This is a genomic window from Pseudomonas sp. C1C7 (assembly GCF_013359595.1).
Classification (GTDB): Bacteria; Pseudomonadota; Gammaproteobacteria; order Pseudomonadales; family Pseudomonadaceae; genus Aquipseudomonas.
This window is the reverse complement of the sequence record NZ_JABFMP010000006.1, coordinates 44,575-71,267: the sequence shown is the minus strand read 5'-3', so window position 1 is coordinate 71,267 and position 26,693 is coordinate 44,575. Positions and strand designations below refer to the sequence as shown.

Genomic DNA, 26,693 nt, shown 5'->3' with positions numbered 1-26,693 from the left:
GTAGACCCTGTGCTCATTCGTCTCCCGGCGCCAGCAACAGATTGGGCGCCAGCCGCTGATAACCGTCCTGGGCCAGGCGCATGTCCAGCATCAGGCTGGCGAGGTCCGCCGACAGGGCTTCGGCATGGGCATCGTTCTCCAGGTACACAAGCTTGAGGTAGACGTTGCAGCCCGGACAGATTTCCGCTCGCAACGGTGCCTGGTTGGCGGCGTGACGATCATCCTCAAGGCTCAAGTACTCAAGGCCCTTGCTCTGCTCGCAATACACGCACTTGACCCGCACCACGTGCCACTCACAGGCACACAACGAGCAGACCAGATAACGCAGGCCGTTGTGTTTGCCGCGATGACGAATCACCCCGGCCATGGCGGGCGATCCACAGGCCGGGCACTGGCTGAGGCTGGCGCCCGCCGTCAAATGCAGATCCGGCGTGCTCAGCAGCCAATGGCTCCAGGCGCTTTGCAGGGCCGCGCCAAGGAACGGCACCAGCGCCGCCGGCACCATGGAATATTGCCCGCTGAGCAACGCCACCGCCCACACCCGGCGTTGTCCGGTGCTGGCCTGACGCAGCGTGTCCAACGCCTCGACCACTGCAGGCTGGTCGGGAACGACATAGCACTGCAACAGCGCATCGAGAAACGCTTGCCAATCGTCTTCACGGCTCAGGCTGTCGGCGGCGAACGGCGGCAGGCCGTGCTCCAGGCACAACTCGATGCGCTGGCGATCGAGCGGTTCGCTGGACGGCGGATTGTCCATCACCTGCTGTTGCGCCCGGCACAACCCGGCCAGCAGGCGCAGGTAATCGGCCAGCGGATGCCCTTCGGCCAGCTGGTCGAGGCGCTCGGCGCGCAGGGTGAACAGGTTGTGCGGCGGCAGGTGCAGAAACGGCGGCGAACCGGCCGCTGCTTCGATTTGTCCGGGTTCGAGAATGGTTGGCAAATGTCAGCCCTTTTTCGTGATCGGTCGCTGGGGAGTCTTGTCTCGGGTGTTGTCGCCGGTCACCTCGCGATACCACAGTTCGTGGTGCTTTTTGGCCCAGGCGCGACTGACCCAGCCGTGCATCATTGCGCTCACCGAACCCTTGATCCAGATGCCCGCGTAAATGTGCACGATGATGCTCAGGATCAGCACGAAGCCCGCCAGCGCATGCAGCAGCATCGCCCAGCGAATCGCCGTGATGCCGAAGTACGCGCTGAAATATGCCCGCCAGATCACCAGACCACTGAACAGCAACACCAGCATGCACAGCAGTAAAGTCCAGAACAGCAGTTTCTGCCCCGGGTTGTATTTGCCGATGGCAGGCACGCCTTCCTCTTCGTTTTTCATCACCCGGTCGATGCGCTTGAGCCACAGGCGATCGTTGGCGATGAAGTAGTTGGCGCGCCAGAAACGGAAAACCAGGCCGAGAAAGAGCAGGAACATCAGCACGCCCATGAACGGATGCAGGATGCGCGTCCAGGGCCCACCGCCGAACAGGTTGCTCAGCCAGAACAGCGCCGGATGAAACAGCGCCAGCCCCGACAGCCCGGCCATGAAGAACAGAATCGCCACCAGCCAGTGATTGGTGCGCTGGTTGGCGGTGTAGCGAAGGATCTCTTTGCGGATCATGGCCGTTTCTCCCGCTGGGGATCATAGGTATGCACCGAAGGATCGACTTCATGCACCGACGGATCCGGGCCATGGGGCAGTTCGTCTTCCTCGACAATCTGCGGCCCCACCCGCACGTAGTGAAAGAACCCGGCCAGCACCGCCGCGCCCATGGCCAGCAGCGCCAAGGGTTTGCTCACACCTTTCCACAGGCCCACCAGCGGGCTGATGGTCGGGTCGGCTGCCAGCCCGGCGTAGAGCTTCGGCGTGTCGGCATGGTGCAGCACGTACATCACGTGAGTGCCGCCGACGCCTGCGGGGTCATACAGCCCGGCGTTGTCGAAACCGCGGCTCTTGAGGTCGACGATGCGCTCGGCGGCGTGTTCCTTCATGTCTTCCTTGGAGCCGAACACGATGGCGCCGGTCGGGCAGGTTTTCACACAGGCCGGCTCCAGCCCCACGGCCACCCGGTCCGAACACAGCGTGCATTTGTAGGCCTTGTGGTCCTTCTGCGAAATGCGCGGGATGTTGAATGGGCAACCGGTGATGCAGTAGCCGCAACCGATGCAATGGTCCTGATTGAAATCGACGATGCCGTTGGCGTGCTTGATGATCGCCCCGGGGCTGGGGCACGCGGCCAGGCAACCGGGTTCGGCGCAGTGCATGCAGCCGTCCTTGCGGATCAGCCATTCCAGGTTGCCGGCGTCGGTTTCGTGCTCGGTGAAGCGCATCAACGTCCAGGTTTGCGCCGTCAGGTCCTGCGGATTGTCGTAGGTGCCGTGGTTGTGCCCCACCTCGTCGCGCAGTTCGTTCCATTCCGAACAGGCCACCTGACAGGCCTTGCAGCCAATGCATTTGGTGGTGTCGATCAGCTTCGCCACTTCCTCCAGATTGCGCACCGAAGACGGCACGGTGGTGGTGGCCGAGCGGGCAATGATGTCTTGGCTGGCCATTCAGATTTTCTCCACGTTGACCAGGAATGACTTGGATTCCGGGGTCTGGGTGTTGCCATCGCCGAGGAACGGCACCAGGGTGTTGGTCAGGTAACCGTGACGCGTCAGGCCGGTGAAGCCCCAGTGCAGCGGGATGCCGATCTGGTGCACCACCTGGTTGTTGACTTGCAACGGCCGGATCCGCTTGGTCACCACCGCCACCGCTTCGATGAAGCCGCGCTTGCTGCTGACCCGCACCCGGTCTCCGGCGACGATGCCTTTTTCCTTGGCCAGCACCTCGCCGATTTCGACGAACTGCTCGGGCTGGGCAATCGCGTTGAGCCGGCAATGCTTGCTCCAGAAGTGGAAATGCTCGGTCAGCCGATAGCTGGTGGCCGCGTACGGATAGTCCTTGGCCACACCGAGGGAATCCCACACCGACTCGAAGATCCGCGCCGCCGGGTTGCTGGTGGCTTTCTTGTTCTGCGGATGCAGCGGGTTGATGCCGATCGGCGTCTCGAACGGTTCATAGTGCTCGGGGAATGGCCCCTCGTTCATCTTGTCGACGGCAAAGAACCGCGCCACCCCCTCGGGGTTCATGATGAACGGGTTCATCCCCGCTTCCGGCGCCACGTCGGCCTTGTAGTCCGGCACGTCGGTGCCGCCCCAGGCCTTGCCGTTCCACCACACCAGGCGTTTTTTCTCGTCCCAGGGCTTGCCCTGCGGGTCGGCCGAGGCGCGGTTGTAGAGAATCCGCCGGTTGGCCGGCCAGGCCCAGGCCCAACCTTGATGCTGGTGCATGCCGTACGGGTCATTGTTGTCCCGGCGGGCCATCTGGTTGCCGGTTTCGGTCCAGCTGCCGCAGAAAATCCAGCAGCCGGATGCTGTGCTGCCGTCGTCCTTGAGCTGGCTGAAGGCGGCCAGTTGCGAATTGCCCTTGATTGCCGCACCCGTGGCATCGGTGAAGTCGGTGGTGGCGTAGCCGTTGATCTCCTTGGCGATCTCTTCGGGCGAAGGCTCTTCGGGGATCTTGTACGGCCACGACAGTTTGAGCAGCGGATCGGGGAATTTGCCCCCGTTGGCCTGATAACGCTGGCGCAGGCGCAGGAACAGTTGCGTCATGATCTGCACGTCGGTGCGGGCTTCGCCAGGACCATCGGCGCCTTTCCAGTGCCATTGCAGCCAGCGGCTGCTATTGACCAGCGAGCCGTCTTCCTCGGCAAAGCAGGTGGTGGGCAGGCGAATCACTTCGGTTTGAATATTGGCGGTGTTCACATCGTTGTACGGCCCGACCTTCTGCCAGAACTCCGAGGTTTCCGTGGCCAGCGGGTCCATCACCACCAGCCACTTCAGCTTGGCCAGCGCCGCCATCACCCGGTTCTTGTCGGGCAGCGCGGCGATGGGGTTGAAGCCCTGGCACATGTAACCGTTGACCTTGCCCTGGCCCATCAGGTCGAAGACCTTGAGGATGTCGTAGTTGGGGATGTCGAGCTTGGGCAGGTAGTCGTAAGCCCAGTTGTTCTCGGCCGTGGCGTTGGCGCCGTACCAGGCTTTCATCAGGCTGACGTGGAACTTGCCGTAGTTCTGCCAGTAGGACAGCTGCCCCGGACGCAGCGGCACCTGGGTGCGCTTGACGATGTAGGCCTTGTAATCCTGCTCGGCGTCCAGCGGCAGGGTCAGGTAACCCGGCAACGAGTTGGACAACAGGCCCAGGTCAGTCAGCCCCTGGATGTTGGAGTGTCCGCGCAAGGCGTTCACGCCACCGCCGGGCATGCCGACGTTGCCCAGCAGCAACTGCACCATGGCCGCGCTGCGGATGATCTGTGAGCCGATCGAGTGCTGGGTCCAGCCCAGGGCATAGAGGATCGTCATGGTCTTGCCCGGTTGCGAGCAGGTGGCGATCTCTTCCCAGATTTTCTTCATTGCGTCGACCGGCATGCCGCAGATCTGGCTCGCCAGTTCCATGGTGTAGCGGCTGTAATGCTGCTTCATCAACTGGAACACGCAGCGCGGATCCTGCAGGGTCGGGTCGACTTTGGCGAAGCCGTCCTCGCCCAGCTCGTAACCCCAGCCAGACTTGTCGGTGTAGGCGCGCTTGGCCGCGTCATACCCGCTGAAGATGCCATCCTCGAAGCCATAGCCGGCTTTGACGATGAACGACACGTCAGTGTAGTTGCGCACGTAATCGTGCTGGATCTTGTCCTCGGTCAGCAGGTAGTTGATCAACCCGCCCATGAAGGCGATGTCGGTACCGGTGCGGATCGGCGCGTAATAGTCGGCCACCGAGGCGGTCCGGGTGAAACGCGGATCGACCACGATCAGCCGCGCCTTGTTGTGCGCCTTGGCTTCGGTCACCCATTTGAAACCGCAAGGGTGCGCTTCCGCTGAGTTGCCACCCATCACCAGAACCAGATTCGCATTGGCGATATCGGTCCAGGTATTGGTCATGGCACCACGGCCGTACGTCGGGGCAAGACTTGCCACCGTCGGGCCGTGTCAGACACGCGCCTGGTTATCGAACCCCAGCATGCCGAGACTGCGAATGACCTTGTGGGTGATGTAACCCGCTTCGTTGGACGCCGCCGATGCCGCGAGGAACCCCGTGGTCAGCCAGCGGTTGACCGTCTGGCCCTGGGCATTCTTCTCGATGAAGTTGGCGTCGCGGTCGGCCTTCATCAGGTCGGCAACGCGATCCAGCGCTTCATCCCAGCCGATGCGCGTCCACTCGTTGCTGCCGGGTTTTCGCACCTGCGGGTATTGCAGCCGGCCCGGACTGTGAATGAAGTCCAGCAGGCCTGCGCCTTTGGGGCAAAGGGTGCCGCGGTTGACCGGGTGGTCGGCGTCACCTTCGATGTGAATGATGCTTTGCGCGACATTTTTCGCCGCATCGCCCTGGCTGTACATGATCAACCCGCAACCGACCGAGCAATACGGGCAGGTGTTGCGGGTTTCATGGGTATGGGCGAGCTTGAAATGGCGCACCTGCTCGGCGAAGGCAGCCGTGGGGGCCATGCCCAACGCGCCAAGGCTCGAGCCTGCAAGGCCGATACCTGCGACCTTGAAGAACTGACGACGGCTGAGGTCCATCGTGCACTCCTGATCAGGTGGAGATCCGGTGCTTTGCCGGATTTTTCTGGACAATCACGGGCGCGGCAGACGCGCTGCCGACACTTGAACGATAGTCAAGCCTGTCGAAACCGGGATGAAAACCGACCGTCGGCCCTTTGTCGGCGCATCCCCTGTGGACACGGAACCCCTGTGGGAGCGGGCTTGCTCGCGAAAGCGGTGCATCAGGCAACATCGATGTCGACTGACACTACGTCCTCGCGAGCAAGCCCGCTCCCACAGGGGATTTGCGGTGAATTGGGCATTGATATCGCGAACAACCCGCCAGGCGATTATGATGGCGCCATATCCAATCCCGCCTTCACGAGACCCCGCATGACTTTCGATTTCGATCAGGTGTTCGACCGCCACAACACCGGTAGCACCAAATGGAGCCGCTACCCGGCCGATGTGTTGCCGATGTGGGTTGCCGACATGGATTTCGCCGCGCCGCCGGTCATCATCCAGGCCCTGCAAAAGCGTCTGGAACACCCGATGGTCGGCTACAGCGTGGCCCCGGACAGCCTGCGTGAAGCCATCGTCGCGGATCTGTGGAACAAGTACGCCTGGCGCATCGAGCCCCAGGAACTGATCTTCCTGCCGGGCGTCGAGTCGGGTTTCAACATGGCGCTCAAGGCGCTGGTCCAGCCGCAGCAGAACGTCGTGGTGCAGGTTCCCAACTACCCGCCACTGCGCCACGCGCCGGGGCACTGGGGCCTGAACAAGGTCGAGCTGGGTTTCGAGGCGCAAGCCGACGGCACCTACCGCACCCCGCTCGATACCCTGAGCCAGTCGCTGCAAGGTGGCGGCGCGTTGCTGCTGAGCAACCCGCACAACCCGCTGGGCAAGGCCTTCCCTCGGGAGGAACTGCAAGCCATCGCCGATATCTGTCTGGAGCACGACGCCTGGATCATCTCCGACGAGATCCATGCCGAGCTGTGCTACGACGGTCGCAAGCACATTCCGATCGCCACCCTGAGCCCGCAGATCGCCCAGCGCACCATCACCCTGATGTCGGCGAGCAAGGCCTACAACATCGCCGGCCTGAAAACCTCGTTCATGATCATTCAAGACCGTCACCTGCGCGAGAAGGTCAACCACGCCCGTTGCGGCATGGTCGACAGCGTCAACCCGCTGGGCCTGGAAGCGACCCGCGTGGCCTACAGCGAAGCCGGTCCCTGGCTGGCCGAGTTGAGCGCCTACCTGCAAGGCAACCGCGATTACCTGGTCGACGCCGTGCGCACCCGCCTGCCGGGCATCACCATGAACGTGCCGCAAAGCACCTACCTGGCCTGGCTCGACTGCACGGCGCTGGGGCTGGACAACCCGCAGCAGTTCTTCCTGGAACAGGCCAAGGTCGGCCTGAGCCCGGGCCTGGATTTTGGCGACGACTGCAAACAGTTCGTGCGCCTGAACTTCGGCTGCCCGCGGTCGTTGCTCGAAGAAGGCATCAGCCGGATGGAGCGTAGTCTCACCCGTTAACGCCATAAATCCCCTGTAGGAGCTGCCGAAGGCTGCGATCCTTTGATCTTGATCTTCAAAAAGCAAAATCAAAAGATCGCAGCCTTCGGCAGCTCCTACAGGGTTTGGTGAGGTCTTTAAATCCAACCGAACTCCCGCCAAACCCTCACAGTCAACCCCGAACAGGCACCACTAAAGTTCGGAGATTGATGATGACCCACTACCCCAAACCACCCTTCCCCACACAGCATCAGCCCGTCCCCGGTTCGCAGCGCAAGATGGACCCCTATCCCGATTGCGGCGAGCAGAGCTACAAGGGCGCCGCCAGCGTCTTGCAACTGAGTGTGCTGCTGTACGTCAGCATCATAGTCGGCGTTGCATTCATCGGCGGTTTCATCCGCTGGATGTCCTGCACCTTTGACGCCAGACCGACCCTCAACCAGTGCATCGGCTTTGCCGCCTACACCGTCGTCGGCTGAAGACCCGAGGCCATGAGCTTTGTTGCCTGGGTGTCGGTACTGGGCGCCGTGTTGCTGGCCCTGGCGCTGACGTCTTCGTATTTGCGCTGGATGCCGGTGACCACCTCGGCCGTGTGCCTGCTGTTTGGCATGGCCATCGGACCGGCGGGCCTGGGCTGGCTCAGGCTGGACCTCAATGAAGCATCGTTCTGGATGGAGCACCTGACGGAAGTCGCGGTGCTTTTTTCGCTGTTCGTCTGCGGACTGAAACTGCGTCTGCCGCTCACCAAGCGCAAATGGCGCGTTGCCTACGGCCTTGCCGGCCCGGTGATGGTGTTGACCATTGCCGGTGTCTGTCTGCTGCTGCATTTCGCCTTCGATCTGGCGTGGGGGCCGTCCTTGCTGATCGGCGCGATTCTGGCGCCCACCGACCCGGTGCTCGCATCGCTGGTGCAGGTCAACGATGCCCAGGATGACGACCCGGTGCGTTTCGGTCTTTCTGGCGAAGCCGGCCTGAACGATGGCATCGCCTTTCCCTTCGTCATCCTCGGTCTGTTGTTCCTGCAACAAGCCGAAGGGGCGTCCACCGCCTGGCTGGATGATTGGGCCCTGAAACGCCTGCTGTGGGCAGTGCCAGCCGGCCTGCTGATCGGCTACTGCATGGGGCGCGGGATCGGCCGCCTGACCCTGTCGATGCGCATCCGCAATGCCGACAGCACCCTGTCGCCCAACGATTACCTGACCTTCGCCCTGATTGCCCTGGCCTACGTTGCCGCCGAAGCGGTGCACGGCTACGGCTTTCTCTCGGTGTTCGCCGCCGGCCTGGGGTTGCGGGCTGCTGAGGTCAACGCCGCCGGGCACTTGCAGCCGCCGGCGGAGCATCTGGTCAAAGCGGTGGTGGGCCACCAGGATGTCGAACCCCATGAGGCGCTGCACGGCGACGTGGAGCATCTGGACGACACGCAGGTGGCCGCCGGCATCATGATCGGCGACATGCTGGCATTTGGCGGGCTGGTGGAACGGGCCATGGAGGTGTTTCTGGTGACCCTGCTCGGCGTGGTGCTGGTCGGCCATTGGGACTGGCGCGCGCTGGCGATCGCCCTGGTGCTGTTCTGCGTGATTCGCCCCTTGAGCGTCGGATTGGTGCCCTGGGGCAGCCTGCTCAACACCCGGCAACGGCTGCTGATTGGCTGGTTCGGGATTCGCGGCATCGGCAGCTTTTACTACCTGTTCTATGCCCTGAATCACGACCTGCCAGCTGCGGTCGCCAGCCTGTGCACCGATCTGACCCTGTCGGTGGTGGCACTGAGCATTCTGCTGCACGGCATCAGCACCCAGCCGATGCTTGCACGCTACGAGCAGCGCGAGCGCCGACTCACCTCAGCGCCGCGGCGATGATCTCCACCAGACTGTTTTGAGTGAAGGGTTTGGACAAACGCGGCAGACCGGCGGCGAAGCCATCGATGCTTTCGGCAAAACCGGTGGCGAGGATGATGGGCAAGTCGGGCATCAGGATCCTGATCGCCTGGGCCAGTTGTGCGCCATTCATCTGCGGCATGGCCATGTCGGTGATGACCAGATCGAAGTGCTGCTCACTCTCCAGCAGGCGCAGCGCCTGTGCACCGGAATCGGCGAAGCTGACCCGATGCCCCAGGTCCTCCAGGAGCAGACAGGTACTGGTCAGCACCAGGCTGTCGTCATCCACCACCAGCACATTCAACCGTGGCACCTCGGGGGCGGCAGGCGCGCTATCCGCGGCCTCGGCCAGCGACCCCGCCTGAGCGACCGGCAGCCACAATTCCGCCGTGGTGCCCTGGCCCTTTTCGCTCTTGAGCACGAAGCGCCCGCCCATCTGCTCGATAAAGCCATGCACCATCGACAACCCAAGCCCGGTGCCCTTGCCCACGCCCTTGGTGGTGAAGAACGGATCCATCGCCGAGGCGAGCGTCACTTCATCCATGCCTTCGCCGGTGTCGGTGATGCTCAGGCACACGTATCGCCCCGGTGCCAGGGTCGAATGGGGTTGATCGAGAATGACTTCGGTGCGCGTGCCCATCACGATCTTGCCGCCGTTGGGCATGGCGTCCCGGGCATTGGTCGCGAGGTTGAGCACCGCCAGCTCCAGCTGGTTGACGTCCGCCAGCACCGGCTCCGGTTGCGGCAGAAAGTGCATTTCAATTCTGATCGAAGGCCCGAGTGAACTGCGCAGCAGGCCGGTGATGCCTTGCACGAGCGCCGGGATTTCAACCGCTTCGGCCTTGAGTTCCTGACGGCGGGCAAAGGCCAGCATGCGCTGGGTCAGGGACACGCCGCGCTGGGCGCCCTGGGTGGCGTTGTCGAGCAGACGGGTCAGGCGTGGATCGTCGCCCACGCGCTTGCGGACGATTTCCAGGTTGCCGAGGATCACCGTCAGCAAATTGTTGAAGTCATGGGCAATGCCGCCGCTGAGCTGACCGATGGCCTGCATCTTCTGCGCCTGGAACAGGGCTTCGCGGGTTTTCTCAAGGGTCTGCTGGGCCTGGGCGGCCTCGGTGACATCACGGGTGATCTTGGCGAAACCCAGCAAGGTGCCGGTATCGCCCCAGATCGGGTCGACCACCACATGGGCAAGGAACCGCGTGCCGTCCTTACGTTGGCGCCAGCCGCGATTTTCGAAACGCCCTTCACGCCTGGCAATGTCCAGGGTCCGATACGGCTCGTTGGCCTCACGGTCCTCGGCGGTGTAGAACATGGAAAAGTGCTGGCCGATGACCTCTTCGGGCCGGTAGCCCTTGATGCGCTGGGCGCCCGGGTTCCAGTTGGACACGTAGCCGTCCGGGGTGAGCATGTAGATGGCGTAATCGGTGACGCTCTGCACCAGCAGGCGGAACTGCTGCTCGCTTTGCTTGAGGGTTTCCTCGGCCATCTTGCGGTCGGTCAGGTCACGGGTGATCTTGGCATAGCCCAGCAGCGTACCCGACGGATCACGTATCGGATCGATCACCACGCTGGACCAGAAATGCGTGCCGTCCTTGCGCACCCGCCAGCCTTCGCCTTCGAAGCGCCCTTCGCGCAGCGCCGTGTCCAGCGCCCGTTGTGGCAAGCCGGCCCGTCGGTCGGCGTCGGTGTAGAAACGCGAGAAATGCTGGCCGAGGATCTCGGCTTCTTCATAACCCTTGAAACGCCTGGCGCCAGCGTTCCAGCTGATGATGATACCGTCGGGATCGATCATGTAGATCGCATAGTCGACAACCGCATCGACCAATAGCCGAAAGCGCATGTCCTCGCTTGCGATCCCTTTGCTTCGATCCTCGCTCATTGAGTACTCGCGTCAGAATGTTTCTTGGAAGTATGCGACAAACCGCTGATTTGGACAGCCTGATTTTAGGCGCCCGATACCGGAGCATCGCCAATGGACCACCAACTCGGCAGCAACTGCCGAACCCGTGACTCGGCAAACCGGTCATCGATCAGCATCACCACGCCTTTGTCTTGCTGAGTGCGGATCACCCGGCCGGCCGCCTGCACCACTTTTTGCAGGCCGGGGTACAGGTAGGTGTAGTCGTAGCCGGCGCCGAAAATCGCCGCCATGCGCTGCTTCATCTGCTCATTGACCGGGTTCAGCTGCGCCAGCCCCAGGGTCGCGATAAAGGCGCCGATCAGCCGCGCGCCGGGCAGGTCGATGCCTTCACCGAACGCCCCACCCAGCACCGCAAAACCAATGCCCTCGCCGTCCTCGCTGAACTGATCGAGAAACTGCTGGCGCTGCGCTTCAGCCATGCCTCGGGATTGGGACCACGTTTTGATCTGCGGGTGCCGTTCGGCCAGCAGCTGCGAGACCTGCTGCAAGTAATCGAAGCTGCTGAAGAACGCCAGGTAGTTGCCGGGGCGGGTTTGGTACTGCCGGGCGATCAATTCGACGATAGGCGCAAGGGACGCCTGCCGATGGGTGAACCGGGTCGAGATCTGGCTGGCGATGTGCACCTGAAGCTGATCGGCATGAAACGGCGATTCGACGTCGATGCACACCGTGTTGGCGGGCGTACCCAGCAGATCGGCGTAATAGCGGCGCGGGCTCAGGGTCGCGGAGAACAGCACGGTGCTGCGCGCCGCCGTCAGGCGCGGCCCGATGAACCCGGCAGGCACCACGTTGCGCAGGCACAGGTTCGACAGCGGTTTCTTGCGGTCGAGGTCGCGCTTGGTGATGTCGAACAGGAATTGCTCATCGAACAGCTCGGCTACCCGGCAGAACTGCAACATGTCGAAGTAAAAGCTCTGCAATGCGCTGTCCAGCCCTTGCGGGTGGTCGTTCAGGTATTCGCCGATGCTGCCGGTGCAGGAAGACAGCGCCTGCAGCAGTTTCTCCGGCGCCTTGTCGTAGGCCTGATAGGCCATCGGCTGCGGGTCATGCAGGGCGTTCCATTCGCGATTGACCCGCTGGAAGGACTTTTTCAGGGGTTCAGGCGCGGTTTTGCGTACGGTGTCGAGTGTGAACTGGTCGAGGCTGGCGCTGTACATCTGCCGGCCGCGCTCCACCAGGTTGTGGGCCTCATCCGCCAGTACCGCGACCTTCCATTGATTGGCCTGGGCCAGCCCGAACAGCAAGGCGCTGAAGTCGAAGTAATAGTTGTAATCGGCAACCACCACGTCGGCCCAGCGGGCCATTTCCTGGCTCAGGTAATACGGGCATACGGTGTGGTCCAGGGCGACCTGGCGCAAGGCGTTCCGGTCCAGCAGTTTCAGTTCGCTGGCGGCTTGTCGTGCGGCCGGCAAACGGTCGTAAAAGCCCTGCGCCAAGGGGCAGGACTCGCCGTGGCAGGCTTTGTCGGGGTGTTCGCAGGCCTTGTCTCGGGCAATCATCTCCAGCACCCGCAGAGGCGGCGCGTTGGCGCTGTCGAGGATGACCTGCGCCGCATCCAGCGCCAGTTTGCGTCCGGGGGTTTTCGCCGTGAGGAAGAACACCTTGTCCAGTTGCTGCGGCGCCAGGGCCTTGAGCATCGGGAACAACGTGCCCAGGGTCTTGCCGATCCCGGTCGGCGCCTGGGCCATCAGGCAACGGCCAGTACTGACCGCCTTGAACACCGACTCGGCCAGATGCCGCTGCCCCGGGCGAAAACCGCTGTGGGGGAATGTCAGCTGCTGCGCCCCGAGGTTACGCGCCTGGCGATGGGTCATTTCCTGTTCGGCCCAGTGCAGAAACCGGGTGCAATGCGTTTCGAAGAACGCCTGCAACTGTGTGGCGCTGAAGCTTTCGACCAGGCAGGTTTCCTTTTCGCTGACGATGTCGAAGTACACCAGTGCCAGGTTGATCTGCTCAAGCTCAAGCTTGCAGCACATCAGCCAGCCGTAGATCTTCGCCTGGGCCCAGTGCAGTTGCCGGTGATTGGCCGGTTGCTTGCTCAGGTCGCCACGGTAGGTTTTGACTTCTTCCAGGCAGTTTTGCGCCGGGTCGTAGCCATCGGCCCGGCCTTTGACGGTCAGGCTTTGAAACCGGCCTTCAAGGGCGACTTCGCTCTGATAGTCCTCGCTGCGCCGGGAGGCCACGGTGCGATGGCCAACGATGCCCTCCAGCGCCGTCGGTGACGGGGTGAAACGCAGGTCGAGATCGCCCACCTTTGCAGTGAACTCGCACAACGCTCGCACCGCGATGCTGTAGCTCAAGCGCCCTGCTCCGCCCACTGCACGTAGCACACGGCGATCGGCATGCCGTGTTCATGACAGAACTCCAGCCAGCGCAACTGGTTGTCCTGCAGGCGATCGCCCGGGCCTTTGACTTCGATCATGCGGTAGGTTTTCTGCTGCGGCCAGAACTGGATCAGGTCCGGCATCCCGGCGCGATTGGCCTTGATGTCCAGCAACAGGCGGTTGAACCAGTGTTTGAGGTGCTCGGCTGGCAGGCAGTCCAGGGCCTGCTCCAGCAAGGTCTCGTCGAGTGCACCCCAGAACACGAAAGGTGACTGCACGCCCCATTTTTCCGCGTAGCACTGGCGGATGGTGTGCAGGTATCGACCGTCGTCCAGTTGATCAAGGCAAGCCTGGAACAGCTGCGCTCGCCTTTCCTGGAAGTCTTCGTTGAGCAGATCCACCGGACCGCGCTGGAACGGGTGGAAAAACGCGCCGGGCAGCGGCGCGAAAATCGCCGGCCAGCACAGCAGGCCGAACAGCGAATTGATCAGGCTGTTCTCCACGTAGTGCACCGGCGCCGAATCTTCTGCCAGGTGTGCCTGGACGTAGAACTCCACGGACAGGTCGGGATCGATTCTGGGCAGCAGCAGATCCAGGCGCTCCATCTGCCGTTGAGCTGCGCGTTTCACCGCCGGGCCGCCGAGTTTGCGGCGCAACCTGGGCAACATGCGCAGCAGTTGTTGCTGTTCGGCGGCGCTTGGGGCGGATTGCTGGACTTCGGTGGCAAGGTCCAGGGCCCGTTCGTATTCGGCGCATCGCTCCAGCACGCGGATCAGGCGCACCCGGGCGCCGGGGTAGGCACATTGGCGGTAGAGCGTCAGGGCCGTCGCGAAATCGGCGATGCGTTCGCAGTGTTGGGCCATCTGGAACAGCAGTTTGTCGCGGCGTCTTTGCATCCAGGGGTTGCCGAGGACCAGGCGGCCGATGCGCTCGACGATGTCATCGATTGGCTCGCCGTCTATGAATGCTTGCTGGCACAGGTGCAGGAACATGCCGGCATCCACGTCCTCGCGGTTGCGAAAACCACGGGAATCGGCGCAGAACTCGACTTTTTCATAGGTAAAGATACCGAGGTCCGCCAGGACGAATTCGGACCAGTCCTGGTAGAGGTTGCCGAAAAACATGAAACGCAGTCGGTCGCACAGATCCATGATGGTCAAACTGAACAGGCGCTCGTTTAGAGCCGGGCACCACGCCTGGAAGCTCAGCTCCTCGGGAAAGCGCTCGCTCAGGATGGGAAGCCAGTCGGTTTTCTTGCCTTTGGGCTGATCGATCGCGTGGCCCAGACATTGCAGGATTTCGGCTTTGAGCAACAGTTCGCACAGCGCCTCGATTGGCAGTGGCCGTTGTTCGTCGATCCAGCCCAGCGCCACCAGTGGCTTCACCGCTTCGAGGGTGTCGCCGATTTCGACGTATTGCAGCTTGCTCGCCCTGAAATGAATGCCCTTGCGCATGACCATCCTGACCAACAGTGCACGGGATTCGCGATTCAGTTGATTGAAGTCAGAGATGAAGCGCTGCTCCTCTTCGGCCAGCACATCGCCATAGCGTTGTTCAAGCCAATCAAGCACTTGCATGAAATTGTTCAGGTAATAGAACGGGTCTTCGAGGGGATTTGCGGTCACGGGAAAGGGGGCCATGGCGAGCGAATACTGGTTATGCGTACAGATACCAGCAACACCCCACACGGTGCAATCGGAAAAAGATGGGCGGATCGCCATCAATCATTTTTCTTGAGAGGCCGAACTTTCTGCTCGTCCACGGCACCAACCGCGATAGAGGTGCTGTCAAACGCGACGGTCGCCGCGTTTTTTCGAATGTGAGAGGTGGTTATGAACATCAAGACGTTGGGCTTACCCTTGGCGGCTGCCGCCCTGCTGGCACTGGCAGGCTGCTCCACCCCCACCGTGGTAACCCTGCAAAACGGCACGCAATACCTGACCAAGGACATGCCGAAAACCAAGACCAAGGATGGCTTCTACGAGTTCGAAGACATTTCCGGCGCGAAAGTCAAAGTGCGGGCGGATGAAGTCGCGACGGTTCGTGAGGAGGATTGAACCCGGAATCCGTGTTGAATGATTTTGCGACCGCTGCGCGCTCGGACGCAGGCTTCGCCAGCTGCTACATGATCCGCGGCGGACACAGAACCTGTAGCAGCTGCCGAAGGCTGCGTCAGGCTGCGCAGCAGTCGTCGATTGTCAGAGCCAACATGCATCCCACAATGGGTAATCATGCACGCGTTCAACCAGCCCGGCCCGAATGGGGTTAGCCACGACATACCTGGCAAGATGTTTGACATCTTTCTCCCGGCGAACCGCTCTGTCGTAATGCCTGACAGCATCCATCGCGACAAAATATGTAACTTCAGCTCCCCGTCCGAATCTTGTTCCAGACCCGCGTCCGAACCCGATCGATGTTAAGCGGCATCGCTTCGAGCGCAAACAATTTGCCCATCATGTCCGGGCTCGGGTAGACCTTGGTGTCGTTCTTGATGGCCGGGTCGATCAGGGTGTCGGCCTGTTCGTTGCCGTTGGCGTAGTGCACGTAGTTGCTGATGCCGGCCATGACGTCCGGGCGCAGGAGGTAGTTCATGAAGGCGTAGCCGGCCTTTTCGTCCGGGGCGTCGACTGGCATCGCGACCATGTCGAACCAGATCGCGGCGCCTTCCTTGGGGATCGAATAACCGATATCGATGCCGTTCTTCGCTTCCTTGGCACGGTTTTCCGCTTGCAGGATGTCGCCGGAGAAACCGACCGCCACGCAGATATCACCGTTGGCCAGGTCGCTGGTGTACTTGGATGAATGGAAGTAGCTGACGTAAGGCCGGACTTTGAGCAGCAAGGCCTCGGCCTTTTTGTAGTCTTGCGGGTTCTTGCTGTGATGCGGCAACCCCAGGTAGTTCAACGCCGCCGGCAACAACTCCGGTCCGTTATCGAGAATCGCCACCCCACACTTCTGCAGCTTCTCCATGTTTTGCGGCTTGAAAATCAGATCCCACGAATCCACCGGCGCGTTGTCGCCCAGCACTGCCTTGACCTTGGCAATGTTGTAGCCGATGCCGGTGCTGCCCCACAGATACGGGAAACCGTGTTCGTTGCCCGGATCGTTGCCCTGCAACGCCTTGAGCAGCACCGGGTTGAGATTCTTCCAGTTCGGCAACTGGCTCTTGTCCAGGGTCTTGAGCGCCTTGCCTTCGATCTGCCGGGCCATGAAGTGGTTGGACGGAAACACCACGTCATAACCGGATTTGCCGGTCATCAATTTGCCATCCAGGGTTTCGTTGCTGTCGTAGACGTCGTAGGTGAAGCCGATGCCGGTTTCTTTCTGGAAATCCTTGGTGGTGTCCGGAGCGATGTAATCCGACCAGTTATAAATCTTGACGGTTTCCGCCGCCTGGCTGATGGAGGCAGCCAGCATCAACGGGGCAAATATCAGAGTCTGTCGCAGCATGAATCGATTCCTGTATGGGTTTGTTTTTGTTGGCAGGCAATCAAAGGGATCAGCGTTTAGAAAATCAAAACGTAGGTCTTGCGCACGGTTTCCTGGATGTCCCAGATCCCGAGGCTGTTGGCCGGCAACATCAGTGCGTCGCCGGCTTCGATGTGCAGGGGCTCGCCGCCGTCCGGGGTGAAGGTGCAGCGGCCCTGGATGAAGTGGCAGAACTCCTGGGCGACGATCTGCCGCCGCCAGCGCCCCGGGGTGCATTCCCAGACGCCGGTTTCGACGCCGTCGTCGCGCTCCACGCTGGTGGTCGAGGCCACCGCCACGGGGGTGCCCAGAGGGACGGCGACCGGGTTGGACTCTTCCAGCTCGAGGGTCGCGGTGTTCTTGAATTGGGTGATGCTCATGGGAATACCTGTCTGTGAAAAAGCGTTTAACGCATGAAACCTTCCATGAACCCGGCAACCCCGCTGGCAAGCTTGCGCCGCCAGGGCGCGGTAGCCGGGTTGGCCAGGGTCTGGTCTTCATGGACGAAGCTGCGAATGATCGCGTTGTAGCCGAGCCAACGGCAGGGTTCGGGCTCCCAGGCCTTGAGCGCATCCAGCCCCCGTTGCGGCAGGACCCAGGGCTGGCGCACCAGCTCGGTATCGCGCTCAAGGATGAGATCCGCCAGGGTCCGGCCGCCCAGGGCGCTGGCGCCGACGCCCTCCCCGCCATAACCGCCGGACAAGGCAATGCCACTGGCCCGGTCGCACAGCATGTGCGGCTTGAACCGCCGGGACATACCCAGGTTGCCGCCCCAGCCGTGGGTGATCTGCACGTTCTTGAGCTGCGGGAACAGCTCGCCGAACAGGTAGCGGCGCAGTTCGATTTCGCTGCTGGTCAGGTCGAAGTCATGGCGCAGCCGGCCGGCGAACTGATAGCCGCCCCGGGCGCCGAAGATCAGCCGGTTGTCCGCGGTGCGCTGGCCATAGGTGACCTGACGGCTGCTTTCGCTGAAGGCTTGACCCTGGCTCAGGCCGATCTCGTCCCAGGTGGCGTTGGACAGCGGTTCGGTGGCGACGATCAGGCTTTGCACCGGCAACTGGTAACGCCCCAACGGGGGCAAGGTCACCGAATAGCCTTCCACCGCCGGCACCACCCAGCGGCTGCGCACCGAGGCCTTGGCGGTACGCAGGCTGCCGGATTGCCATTGGGTCACCGGGCTGTTCTCGTAGATCGTCACGCCAAGACGCTCCACCGCCCGAGCCAGGCCGCGCGCCAGTTTGGCCGGATGCACGGTGGCGACATGGGGCGCGAAGATGCCACCGTAGGGTTTGGCGACACGGATCTGCTGCGACAGCTGCTCAGGGCTCAGCCAGCGGTAATCGCTTTCGTTCAGCCCTTGGGCATACAGCTTGGCCAGATACTGACGCAGGCTGGCTTCCTGCTCCGGGTAGCGCGCCGCGCAGTACAGCGCCCCGCCCTTGCGGTAATCACAGTCGATCCCCTCGCGTTCGAGGACAATCGCCACTTCATCGGGAATGCTGTGCAGCAGATCGTAGGAGACTCGGCGTTGTTCGGGCGAGGACGCCGCAAGCAACCGGTCTTCGCCCAGAAGATTGCCCATCAGCCAGCCGCCGTTGCGCCCCGAAGCTCCAAAGCCGGCGGTTTGTGCCTCGACGATGGCGATGTTCAGCTCAGGGGCATGGCGCTTGAGGTAATACGCGGTCCAAAGCCCGGTATACCCGGCGCCGATGATCGCGACGTCGACATCCAGATCCCGCTCCAGCGAAGGACGCGCCTGTAGCGGCTCGTCGAGCTGGTCCATCCATAAACTGATTTTGCGCCACGCTGTCATGCAGGATCCCGCCACTCAAACTTCGATGGCGTCGATCCTAGTGGGTGATCTCAGGAATTGTCTTGCGCGCGTGCACGCAGAGAAATTTGCTTCACATAAGCCTTGGGCGACTGGCCGGTGTGCTGGCGGAAACAGCTGTAGAACGCGGAAAGCGAGTTGAAGCCCGCGGCAAACGCCAGTTCGTCGATGCGCAGCGGTGGCGTGGCCTGATCCAGCGCTGTCAGCAAATGCTGCAGCCGAGCCTGGTTGACGTAGCGGTAGAAGCTCTGGCCAAGCACCTGATTGAGCAGATAGGAGATCTGATTGCGGCTGTACCCGCACTCCTTCGCCACTCGCTGCAAATCCAGCTCAGGGTCGAGATAAGGCTGCTGGCGCTGGAAATACTGCTGCAGGTCATCGGCCATGAAACTCAATTGCCGGGGCGACAGGCCGAGTCGACTGACTGCCGGGCGCTGGGCGGTCGAATGCTTGCGCGTGGCCTGCTCACGGACCAGTGAGGCGTATTCATTGACCCGCCAGATCAAACCGTCGCGCACGGTGATCGCTTCGCTGGCACGAAACGACACCAGGCCTTCGCCGCCACGCAGGGTGATGCGGTACTGGATGAACGCGGTGTTGCCGTCCAGGCGAATGCGGTCCGAGTGTTCCAGGGCTTCATCGGGATCGCGAGGCATGCTGCTGCGTACGTATTCGCGCAATTCGTCCAGGCCCATCACGCGGTTCTGGAAAAAGTCGTTGTACTGAACATCCGGGTGATAGAGCGCCATCACCCCGTCCAGATCCCGGTGCTTCCAGCGCAAGTGATAACGCATGACCGTCTCGGCCGTGGCCTGGGTTTGCTGCGGGCCATCATCCTCGGCGTGCATAAAGGTCTCGATGAAAAAAAGCCGAGCTTGCCCAACTTCCACGCCTGCTTCAATCGCCAAACCGTGGGCGTGGTCTTGCGTGAAACGTTTGCGCGCCTCGCCCCGCATAAAAAATGAGATGCAATCGCCAAACGGCCTGAAAAAAACACATTCTTTTCACATGCCGATGCTACTTTTAAGGTCTGTCACTGGTTGAGCCAATGAGGGCTCTTCCCTCCTAACGTGAGCTAAAGGAAGCGCTCGATGAAGAAGGTGGGCTACACATGAACAAAGGGTTCAGCAAGGTCACGTTTCCAAACGCCTGCCAGCTGATGCGCTGGCATTTTCATCCCATGGGTTTCGAGGCGAGCATGGATGCGCCGGGCAGCATGATTGCCCGTCTGTTTGATCGTGCCAGTGGCGAGACCATGATCGCCATTGCCGGCATTCCTTGCGCGACGGTGATGAATGCCGCGGATGTCGAACGAATAATCGAAGCGGTGGAAGATGAGCTGGAAGCGTTCATTCCACCGGTGGCCTTGAGGAGTTATGCCTGAGGGTCGTTTTAGTCTGTAAAAAAGCCCACATTATGTGGGCTTTTTTTGTGGCGGATCGTTTTATGCCTCGCGTCGCTGATCAGCAAAGAACGGCTTGCCCTTGCCGATGCGGTCGGACGCCTTGGGTAGATTGGCCGCCTGGGTGTCCTGCCCGTCGACGTACCAGTAGCAATGACTCACCGCGCGGGTGATACCCACATACGCCAGACGCAGGATCTCGTCTTTCTGCGCGTTGTCGTAGGCTTCGTTGTCGCCGGCCTTGCCCAAACCCGCCATGCGATAGACCTGGTTCTTGTAGGGCGAACTGGTCAGATGCTGACAGTCGCCCAGCAGAAATACCGCGTCGGCCTGCAGGCCCTTGGCACTGTGATAGGTCAGTTGCTTCAGGCGGCGCGCCTCATGAGGCAAGCTAGAATCAACATTAACTACAGACTGAATATGCTCTTCAATCAATGACTTATCGCTGCTTTTTCGATAGAGCATCAAGATCGAGTCGCCCTTTCGATAGTGTTCGATCAGCTGCTTGGCCATACCCTGATCATCGCGATCGAGCACATTGACCGGCCGCAGATCCTTCGGCTCGCCGCAGGCCTTGGCCTTCTTGCCGGCAATCGCGGGCGCTGCGCGTACGATGTGTTCGGCCGCGTCGATGATGTATTGATGGCTGCGGTAGTTGTCGCTGAGCATGACCTTGGTGGTGCTCGGCGAGGAAAACGTCTTGTTGAATTCCATGAAGTAACTCGGCGAACTGCCGCGCCAGCCGTAGATCGACTGCCAGTCATCGCCGACGCACAGCAGCGACGAACGCTGGGCGCCGCGCCCCACGTGCATGGCCGGCCCACGACTGCGGATCTCGGCCAGGCTGGCGCGGATCCACGAGACGATCTGCGGCGAAACGTCCTGGAATTCGTCGATCATCAGGTGCGACATCGGTCGCAACAAGTCATCGCCCAGCAGCTTGAGGTTCTCCGGCGAATGCTCGCTGAACAGCGCGAACATGCGGTTATAGGTCATGATCGGCGGTTTCTGGTCCAGCAGATGATCTTCCAGCGCCCGCCAGAACAGGCTCAGGGCCTCGAAGAAAAACCGGTCCGGATCATCCTTGGCGAAACTCATCTGGCTGACGGCGTCCGGCACGTCCAGCCCCAGGTTCTCGATAAAGCCGGCGGCGGCGACAAAACAATCCAGCAAGGGCGCCGAAGCCAGCTCGCCCTTGACCTTGTAATCGAAGCCCGGCCCGGCACTGGCGTCGCCAGCCAGCGAGGCCAGAACACGTTTCGATGAATCGTAACTATCCAGCCAAATCAATGGTTTACGACAGAAGGCTTGAAACAGGGTGCGTTTTACCGCCCACTCCGCGCGCACCGTCAGCTTGGCGTTCGGGCGTGTCACCTGCGGGTTTTCCCGGGGATCGAAGCCCAGTATCACCCAGGCATCCAGCGATGGAATGTAGCCGTGGCTATGGAATTTCGAGCCGTTGATATCAAAGACCTGACGATTGGGCTTTATGCCTTTGATTGGCCAGGCGCCGGCGCGTACCCATAGATCCTCGACCAGATCGCACAGCTCTTCGTCGCGCTTGGCCGCCAGCTCGGTGACCGCCACGCGTTTCTGCACATCCGGGTGATCGCGCTCCAGTTCCTTGAGTTGCAGGGCGTGGCGCGACAGCGGCTGGATCAGCTCGCGGAAACGTACATCACGGGTATGCAGGGCGTGATAGCAGGCATTGAGTTGCTGGCGCTGGGCATCGTTGATGCGCAGGTCGAACGGGTTGCTGTCGACTTCCTCGTCGCCGCCTTGCGGGCGCAGGCTGAGGTTTTCGAAGGCTTGCAGGCGCTCAAAGCCCGGCAGGCTGCGGACCATCGGTAGAATCCGCGAGTGGAAGGTGCGCACCAGATCCCGCGCTTCCTTCAAGCCAAGGGTGCGTCCCCACAGGGCAAACAGTTCTATCAGTTTATTGATGAAGTCCTTGCGCGATTCGCGGGTGAAGGTCACCACGGTCATCGAGCTCAATTCGAAGCCCAGGTAATGGCTCAGCAACACAATACGCAGCACCAGCGTCGTCGACTTGCCCGCGCCCGCACCGGCGATCACCGACGTCGAAGGGGTGTCGCTGAAGATCATCTTCCACTGCGCGGCGCTCGGTTGCGCGTGGGCTGGCAATAGACGCGCAACGTCGGCCTTCATGCGCTTTTTCAGCTCGGCCGTCAGCGGCAGGCGCCAGTCATCGAACAGGTGATCGTCGATATTCGGTGGCCGATGCTCGGTTGAACGCGAGTCGCGAATCAGCAGGACCTGCCGGCCCTCTTCCAGACCTTCGAGCCGGCCTTCCTTATAGCCATACTCGACCCCGGCGGTGTGCCCGCTGCGAAAGCCGTCCGCCTGACCATGCAGCCACGACGCACGGTGTTGCGCGCGCAGGCGTGTCAGGCCGTGACCAAAGAACCGGGCGGCCAGGCGCTTGAAGAGCGACATCTCGGCCAACGGAAGAAGTTCGGGAGGGAGATCGGGGGTGTGTTGCGACACGCGGAAAGGCTCCAGGGTGTGAGGCTGTTGCGGGCTATGGTGTCTGCATTTGCCGTTGAGTTCTAGTGAAATGCTTATGACTCATTGGGTTATGCGATCAACTGAAAGCCGGGTGAGAATGTTTCGAGGCTGTTTTATATCAAGATACTCGATTGTTATGAGGTATTTTTTACGCTTTTTATCGATCGTTGCCTGAAGGATGATGCCCGTCATCAACCAACGGTCTCTTCGTGGCTCAGGCGCTCTGCACCCTTCTCTGCCCACCATGACGAACCTTTACAGGAGACGATCATGCTTGAACTCAGACCTTTCAATTCCCTCGGTGGTGCCGACCATGGCTGGCTGAATGCCCATCACCACTTTTCGTTCGCCGAGTATTACGATCCCAAGCGCATGAACTGGGGCAACCTGCGGGTCTGGAACGACGACGTGATCGCCCCCGGCACCGGTTTCCCGCAGCATCCGCACCGGGACATGGAAATCATCACCTATGTACGTGAAGGCGCGATCAGCCACCAGGACAACCTGGGCAACAAGGGCCGCACCGAAGCCGGTGACGTCCAGGTCATGAGCGCCGGCACCGGTATCGCCCACAGCGAATACAACCTGGAAGCGACGCCGACCAAGATCTTCCAGATCTGGATCATCCCCAATGAATCCGGCCTGGCACCGTCCTGGGGCGCCAAACCCTTCCCGAAAGACGGGCGCGAAGGTTTCGTGACTTTGGCCAGCGGCAAGGCGGGTGATGATCAGAGCCTTCGTATCCGTGCCGATGCGCGGTTGGTGGCGGCGAACCTCAAAGCCGGCGAAAGCGCCGAGTATCGTTTGGACAGCGGCCGTCGTGCCTACCTGGTTCCGGCGACCGGTGTGATTGAAGTCAATGGCTTGCGCGCACAAGCTCGAGACGGTGTTGCGGTGGCTGAAGAGGATGTATTGCGAGTGACGGCGATCGAAGACAGCGAAATCGTGCTGGTGGATCTGGCCTGACAAAAAAGGGCAACCATGGAGGTCGCCCTTTTTGTGCATTACACCACCAAACCCTGTAGGAGCGAGGCAAGCCTCGCTCCAGGGGGTTGCGTTACTTGGTGGAGATTGCGCCGTCCACCAGGGTCTGGGCTTCGGCAACCAGCTGCTTCAGGTGTTCATCGCTGACAAAGCTTTCCGCATAGATCTTGTAGATATCCTCGGTGCCCGACGGACGTGCCGCGAACCAGCCGTTTTCGGTCATGACTTTCAAACCGCCGATGGCCTGTTCGTTGCCCGGTGCATGGCTGAGAATGCTTTGGATCGGCTCACCGGCCAATTCAGTCGAGGTGACCTGAGCCGGCGACAGCTTGCTCAACAGCGCCTTCTGCTCAGGATTGGCCTTGGCATCGACCCGCACCGAGAACGGTTCGCCCAGTTCATCGGTCAGCGCACGATAAGCCTGGCTCGGGTCGCGACCGGTACGTGCGGTCATTTCCGCCGCCAGCAGGGCCGGGATCAGACCGTCCTTGTCGGTGCTCCAGACGCCGCCGTCCTTGCGCAGGAACGAGGCGCCGGCGCTTTCTTCGCCGCCAAAGCCCAGGGAGCCATCGAACAGACCATCGGCAAACCACTTGAAGCCCACCGGCACTTCGTACAGGCGACGACCCAGGCGCTTGGCCACGCGGTCGATCAGGCCGCTGCTGACCACGGTCTTGCCCACGGCGGCATCGGCGCGCCATTGCGGACGGTTCTGGAACAGGTAATCGATGGACACCGCCAGGTAGTTGTTCGGCGCCAGCAGGCCACCGGACGGCGTGACGATGCCGTGGCGATCATGGTCCGGGTCGCAGGCGAAGGCCACGTCGAAGCGCTCTTTAAGGCCGATCAGGCCCTGCATGGCGTGAGTCGAAGACGGGTCCATGCGAATCTGGCCATCCCAGTCGACGGTCATGAAGCGGAAAGTCGAATCCACTTCCTTGTTCACCACATCCAGATCGAGACGGTAGTGCTCGGCAATCGCCGACCAGTAGCGCACCCCTGCTCCGCCCAGCGGATCGACACCCAGACGCAGCTTGGCGTTACGGATGGCGTCGAAATCGATGACGTTGATCAGGTCGGCGACGTAAGTATTCACATAGTCGTGACGATGGGTGGTGCTGGCCTTGAGCGCCTGCTCGTAGCTGATGCGCTTGACGCCGGCCAGCTTGTTGGCCAGCAGTTCGTTGGCCTTGGCTTCGATCCACTTGGTGATGTGGGTATCGGCCGGGCCACCGTTGGTAGGGTTGTATTTGTAGCCACCGCTTTGCGGCGGGTTGTGGGACGGTGTGATGACGATGCCGTCCGCCAGGCCCGTGGTGCGCCCGCGGTTGTAGCAGAGGATCGCGTGGGAAACCGCCGGGGTCGGGGTGTATTCGTCGCCTTCGGCGATCATCACCGTCACGCCGTTGGCGGCCAGCACTTCCAGGGCGCTGGCGCCGGCCGGGGTGGACAGCGCGTGGGTGTCGATACCGACGAACAGCGGACCATCGATGCCCTGGGCCTCGCGGTACAGGCAGATTGCCTGACTGATCGCCAGCACGTGCCACTCGTTGAAACTCAGGTCGAAGGAGCTGCCTCGGTGCCCGGACGTGCCGAACGCCACGCGCTGGGTCGGGATGGCGGCATCAGGCTGGCCGGTGTAATACGCCGTAACCAGTCGCGGGATGTCGACCAACAATTCTGCCGGTGCCGGTTTACCCGCAAAAGGACTGAGTGTCATGCAAAACCTCTGGATAGCGTGGTTCAGGAGATGGTTCAGGATACTGCGACGCAGTTTACTGGCAGTTTGACCATCGCGCGACGTTATAGATCCCGGCGAGGCGCAGGCCCACTGTTATAAATTGCCAGCCTGCCCGCTCAATCGATCGACTCCAGACGCAGGGCGTCGCCCAACAGACCCAACGCGGTGACCAGATCATGGTCGCTGCCGACGTTATGACTCAGGCGCAAATGCTGGGTATGCAAGCCCTGCAGGCTGAACAGCTCGCCCGGCGCAATCACCACATGTTCCTTGAGCAGGCGCTGGAACACCTGGCGCACATCGACCCGGCGTGACGATCGCAACCAGATTGTGGCGCCCCCTTGCGGCTCGACGAACTGCAGGGCCTCGCCCATTCGCTCGCCCAGCAATTCGATCATCTGCAGCTTGCTCTCCTTGAGCCTGCGTCGCAGCGACTGCAAATGCTGGTCGATGCGGCCATTGCTGTACAAACGGGCGATGGCCTTCTGGCGAATCGAAGACAGGCGAAAGGCCCGCAACAGGAAATGCCGCTGCCATTCGCCGCTCAGGTGGCGGGACAACAGATAACCATAGGGCGCCTCCGGGCCGATGATCTTTTCGAAGGTGGAAAAGATCATCAGCCGTTCCGGTGCCAGCAGATCGCGAAAGCGCACGGCCGGTGCCTCGAACCCGAGCTCTCCGTAACAGTCGTTTTCCAGAACCCAGCAGTCATGGCGGTCAAGCAATTGCGCGACGCCCTGGCGATCGTCATCCGGCGCCTGGCTGCCCCGGGGCATGTTCAAACCCGAGGACACCATGACCAGGCGCACCGGTTCGGTTTCCAGCAGATGCTTGAGCCGATCGTGATGCAAGCGGCCATTGGCTTGCAGCGGCCATTCGATCACCCGCACGCCCGCCCCCTGAAACAGCCGCAGAATCACCCAGTCACAAGGCGATTCGATCACCACGGTGGCGTCCCTGAGGCCCAATACGGCAATCAGGATTTCCAGCACACCGCGCAGATCGGCACCGATATAGACGTCATCGGCGTGCCAGCAGCGCACGGGCGACGTGGTGTAACGCGCGGCCAATGCCATGCGCAGTTCCAATTCGCCGCAGGGTTGCGAGTTCGGTTGTGGCTGGCGCGGGTACTGGCGCAGCAGCTCTCGCTCCTGCAGCAGCAACGGGCTGTCGATCGACTGCAAAAGCACCGGCTCATCGCAGCTCAATACCAGCATGCCGGGACGTCGGGCATTGATGTAGACGCTTTCGAGCAGGTCGTTGCCCTGGTAGTGCAGGTTGATCGCCGGTGCGGGCAGCGCGTAGTAACCGGACTTGGCCACCGAGTACACCCGCCCTTCTTTCTCCAGCAGCGAGTAGGCGTACTGAATGGTCGAGATGGAAACATTCAAGCGCTCGGCCAGCTGGCGCAACGACGGCAGGCGCACGTGCATCTCGCTGGCGTTTTCACCAATGAGGCTGGTCAGGTAACGGTAAACCGCCTGATAGGCGAAATCGGATTCACGGGGCCCTTTCATGGAATCGGGCCAT

General features: G+C 61.5%; 20 protein-coding genes and 1 pseudogene. 6 read left to right on the top strand and 15 right to left on the bottom strand.

Going from position 1 to position 26,693, the window contains the following annotated elements; genetic code table 11:
• Nucleotides 1-13: 13 nt before the first annotated feature.
• From fdhE to fdnG, 4 genes are read right to left on the bottom strand one after another with little or no spacing between them, the layout of a single operon-like run.
• Nucleotides 14-940, bottom strand: a complete 927-nt coding sequence (gene fdhE / locus HNO86_RS07165; RefSeq protein WP_175376312.1) for a formate dehydrogenase accessory protein FdhE — start codon at nt 938-940, stop codon at nt 14-16.
• Between the two features lie 3 nt (nt 941-943).
• Complete coding sequence (locus tag HNO86_RS07160; protein ID WP_175376311.1) at nt 944-1,609, bottom strand: formate dehydrogenase subunit gamma; 666 nt, start codon at nt 1,607-1,609, stop codon at nt 944-946.
• Nucleotides 1,606-2,541, bottom strand: a complete 936-nt coding sequence (gene fdxH / locus HNO86_RS07155) for a formate dehydrogenase subunit beta (protein WP_175376310.1) — start codon at nt 2,539-2,541, stop codon at nt 1,606-1,608. The genes HNO86_RS07160 and fdxH overlap by 4 nt, the downstream gene beginning before the upstream one ends.
• A complete protein-coding gene (gene fdnG / locus HNO86_RS07150; RefSeq protein ID WP_175376309.1) occupies nt 2,542-5,607 on the bottom strand; it encodes a formate dehydrogenase-N subunit alpha in 3,066 nt (1,021 codons plus the stop codon).
• A 354-nt stretch (nt 5,608-5,961) separates the two neighbouring features.
• Here fdnG and HNO86_RS07145 point away from each other — a divergent pair, with 354 nt between their 5' ends.
• From HNO86_RS07145 to HNO86_RS07135, 3 genes are all read left to right on the top strand, one after another.
• Entirely contained in the window at nt 5,962-7,107 is a 1,146-nt protein-coding gene (locus tag HNO86_RS07145) for a MalY/PatB family protein (protein ID WP_175376308.1), read from the top strand.
• Nucleotides 7,108-7,298: 191 nt separating this feature from the next.
• Entirely contained in the window at nt 7,299-7,565 is a 267-nt protein-coding gene (locus HNO86_RS30540) for a YIP1 family protein (RefSeq protein WP_372242514.1), read from the top strand.
• 12 nt (nt 7,566-7,577) lie between these two features.
• Nucleotides 7,578-8,942, top strand: coding sequence for a sodium:proton antiporter (locus HNO86_RS07135; RefSeq protein WP_175376307.1), 1,365 nt, complete (start codon nt 7,578-7,580; stop codon nt 8,940-8,942).
• Here the strand turns inward: HNO86_RS07135 and HNO86_RS07130 are convergent.
• The 3 genes from HNO86_RS07130 to HNO86_RS07120 all read right to left on the bottom strand — a co-directional run bounded on the left by HNO86_RS07130 (nt 8,920) and on the right by HNO86_RS07120 (nt 14,848).
• The gene (locus tag HNO86_RS07130) at nt 8,920-10,842 is read right to left on the bottom strand and encodes a PAS domain-containing sensor histidine kinase (protein WP_175376306.1); all 1,923 of its coding nucleotides are present in this window, start codon (nt 10,840-10,842) and stop codon (nt 8,920-8,922) included. The two genes, HNO86_RS07135 and HNO86_RS07130, sit on opposite strands and share 23 nt — an antisense overlap.
• 65 nt (nt 10,843-10,907) lie before the next feature.
• A complete protein-coding gene (locus HNO86_RS07125; protein WP_175376305.1) occupies nt 10,908-13,184 on the bottom strand; it encodes an ATP-dependent DNA helicase in 2,277 nt (758 codons plus the stop codon).
• Nucleotides 13,181-14,848, bottom strand: a complete 1,668-nt coding sequence (locus HNO86_RS07120) for a VRR-NUC domain-containing protein (RefSeq protein WP_175376304.1) — start codon at nt 14,846-14,848, stop codon at nt 13,181-13,183. The genes HNO86_RS07125 and HNO86_RS07120 overlap by 4 nt, the downstream gene beginning before the upstream one ends.
• Nucleotides 14,849-15,040: 192 nt before the next feature.
• On the opposite strand from HNO86_RS07120, the gene HNO86_RS07115 reads away from it, so the two are divergent.
• Entirely contained in the window at nt 15,041-15,265 is a 225-nt protein-coding gene (locus HNO86_RS07115) for a YgdI/YgdR family lipoprotein (protein WP_175376303.1), read from the top strand.
• Nucleotides 15,266-15,406: 141 nt separating this feature from the next.
• Here the strand turns inward: HNO86_RS07115 and HNO86_RS30220 are convergent.
• From HNO86_RS30220 to HNO86_RS07095, 5 genes and pseudogenes are all read right to left on the bottom strand, one after another.
• Nucleotides 15,407-15,535 (bottom strand): annotated as a pseudogene (locus tag HNO86_RS30220) (transposase); the annotation flags it as partial.
• 37 nt (nt 15,536-15,572) lie between these two features.
• Nucleotides 15,573-16,658 carry a polyamine ABC transporter substrate-binding protein gene (locus HNO86_RS07110; RefSeq protein WP_175376302.1) on the bottom strand — a complete coding sequence of 362 codons (1,086 nt, stop codon included), beginning with the start codon at nt 16,656-16,658 and terminating at the stop codon, nt 15,573-15,575.
• Between the two features lie 56 nt (nt 16,659-16,714).
• Entirely contained in the window at nt 16,715-17,056 is a 342-nt protein-coding gene (locus HNO86_RS07105) for a cupin domain-containing protein (RefSeq protein ID WP_175376301.1), read from the bottom strand.
• A 26-nt stretch (nt 17,057-17,082) separates the two neighbouring features.
• A complete protein-coding gene (locus HNO86_RS07100; protein WP_175376300.1) occupies nt 17,083-18,489 on the bottom strand; it encodes an FAD-binding oxidoreductase in 1,407 nt (468 codons plus the stop codon).
• A 50-nt stretch (nt 18,490-18,539) separates the two neighbouring features.
• On the bottom strand, nt 18,540-19,355 hold the full coding sequence (locus HNO86_RS07095) for an AraC family transcriptional regulator (RefSeq protein ID WP_175376299.1): 816 nt from the start codon (nt 19,353-19,355) through the stop codon (nt 18,540-18,542).
• Between the two features lie 263 nt (nt 19,356-19,618).
• Between HNO86_RS07095 and HNO86_RS07090 the strand changes: the two genes are divergently transcribed.
• Nucleotides 19,619-19,891 (top strand): DUF1652 domain-containing protein, encoded by a 273-nt coding sequence (locus HNO86_RS07090; protein ID WP_033054957.1) that lies wholly within the window; start codon nt 19,619-19,621, stop codon nt 19,889-19,891.
• 60 nt (nt 19,892-19,951) lie between these two features.
• On the opposite strand, the gene HNO86_RS07085 is transcribed toward HNO86_RS07090, so the two are convergent.
• A complete protein-coding gene (locus HNO86_RS07085) occupies nt 19,952-22,417 on the bottom strand; it encodes a UvrD-helicase domain-containing protein (protein WP_175376298.1) in 2,466 nt (821 codons plus the stop codon).
• 291 nt (nt 22,418-22,708) lie between these two features.
• Here HNO86_RS07085 and HNO86_RS07080 point away from each other — a divergent pair, with 291 nt between their 5' ends.
• On the top strand, nt 22,709-23,404 hold the full coding sequence (locus HNO86_RS07080; RefSeq protein WP_175376297.1) for a pirin family protein: 696 nt from the start codon (nt 22,709-22,711) through the stop codon (nt 23,402-23,404).
• Nucleotides 23,405-23,495: 91 nt separating this feature from the next.
• Here HNO86_RS07080 and pgm read toward each other — a convergent pair whose 3' ends face one another.
• Together pgm and HNO86_RS07070 are read right to left on the bottom strand one after the other, a co-directional pair.
• Nucleotides 23,496-25,142 (bottom strand): phosphoglucomutase (alpha-D-glucose-1,6-bisphosphate-dependent), encoded by a 1,647-nt coding sequence (gene pgm / locus HNO86_RS07075; protein ID WP_175376296.1) that lies wholly within the window; start codon nt 25,140-25,142, stop codon nt 23,496-23,498.
• 137 nt (nt 25,143-25,279) lie between these two features.
• Nucleotides 25,280-26,680, bottom strand: a complete 1,401-nt coding sequence (locus tag HNO86_RS07070) for a PLP-dependent aminotransferase family protein (RefSeq protein WP_175376295.1) — start codon at nt 26,678-26,680, stop codon at nt 25,280-25,282.
• Nucleotides 26,681-26,693: the final 13 nt, after the last annotated feature.

What these genes read in the sequence shown, in the direction of transcription:
- HNO86_RS07160 (WP_175376311.1), bottom strand. Translation starts at nt 1,609, where the DNA reads ATGATCCGCAAAGAGATCCTTCGCTACACCGCCAACCAGCGCACCAAT.
- HNO86_RS07090 (WP_033054957.1), top strand. Translation starts at nt 19,619, where the DNA reads ATGAACAAAGGGTTCAGCAAGGTCACGTTTCCAAACGCCTGCCAGCTG.
- HNO86_RS07110 (WP_175376302.1), bottom strand. Translation starts at nt 16,658, where the DNA reads ATGCTGCGACAGACTCTGATATTTGCCCCGTTGATGCTGGCTGCCTCC.
- HNO86_RS07120 (WP_175376304.1), bottom strand. Translation starts at nt 14,848, where the DNA reads ATGGCCCCCTTTCCCGTGACCGCAAATCCCCTCGAAGACCCGTTCTAT.
- HNO86_RS07080 (WP_175376297.1), top strand. Translation starts at nt 22,709, where the DNA reads ATGCTTGAACTCAGACCTTTCAATTCCCTCGGTGGTGCCGACCATGGC.
- HNO86_RS07100 (WP_175376300.1), bottom strand. Translation starts at nt 18,489, where the DNA reads ATGACAGCGTGGCGCAAAATCAGTTTATGGATGGACCAGCTCGACGAG.
- HNO86_RS07130 (WP_175376306.1), bottom strand. Translation starts at nt 10,842, where the DNA reads ATGAGCGAGGATCGAAGCAAAGGGATCGCAAGCGAGGACATGCGCTTT.
- pgm (WP_175376296.1), bottom strand. Translation starts at nt 25,142, where the DNA reads ATGACACTCAGTCCTTTTGCGGGTAAACCGGCACCGGCAGAATTGTTG.
- HNO86_RS07095 (WP_175376299.1), bottom strand. Translation starts at nt 19,355, where the DNA reads ATGCACGCCGAGGATGATGGCCCGCAGCAAACCCAGGCCACGGCCGAG.
- HNO86_RS07105 (WP_175376301.1), bottom strand. Translation starts at nt 17,056, where the DNA reads ATGAGCATCACCCAATTCAAGAACACCGCGACCCTCGAGCTGGAAGAG.
- HNO86_RS07145 (WP_175376308.1), top strand. Translation starts at nt 5,962, where the DNA reads ATGACTTTCGATTTCGATCAGGTGTTCGACCGCCACAACACCGGTAGC.
- HNO86_RS07070 (WP_175376295.1), bottom strand. Translation starts at nt 26,680, where the DNA reads ATGAAAGGGCCCCGTGAATCCGATTTCGCCTATCAGGCGGTTTACCGT.
- HNO86_RS07135 (WP_175376307.1), top strand. Translation starts at nt 7,578, where the DNA reads ATGAGCTTTGTTGCCTGGGTGTCGGTACTGGGCGCCGTGTTGCTGGCC.
- HNO86_RS07115 (WP_175376303.1), top strand. Translation starts at nt 15,041, where the DNA reads ATGAACATCAAGACGTTGGGCTTACCCTTGGCGGCTGCCGCCCTGCTG.
- fdxH (WP_175376310.1), bottom strand. Translation starts at nt 2,541, where the DNA reads ATGGCCAGCCAAGACATCATTGCCCGCTCGGCCACCACCACCGTGCCG.
- HNO86_RS30540 (WP_372242514.1), top strand. Translation starts at nt 7,299, where the DNA reads ATGACCCACTACCCCAAACCACCCTTCCCCACACAGCATCAGCCCGTC.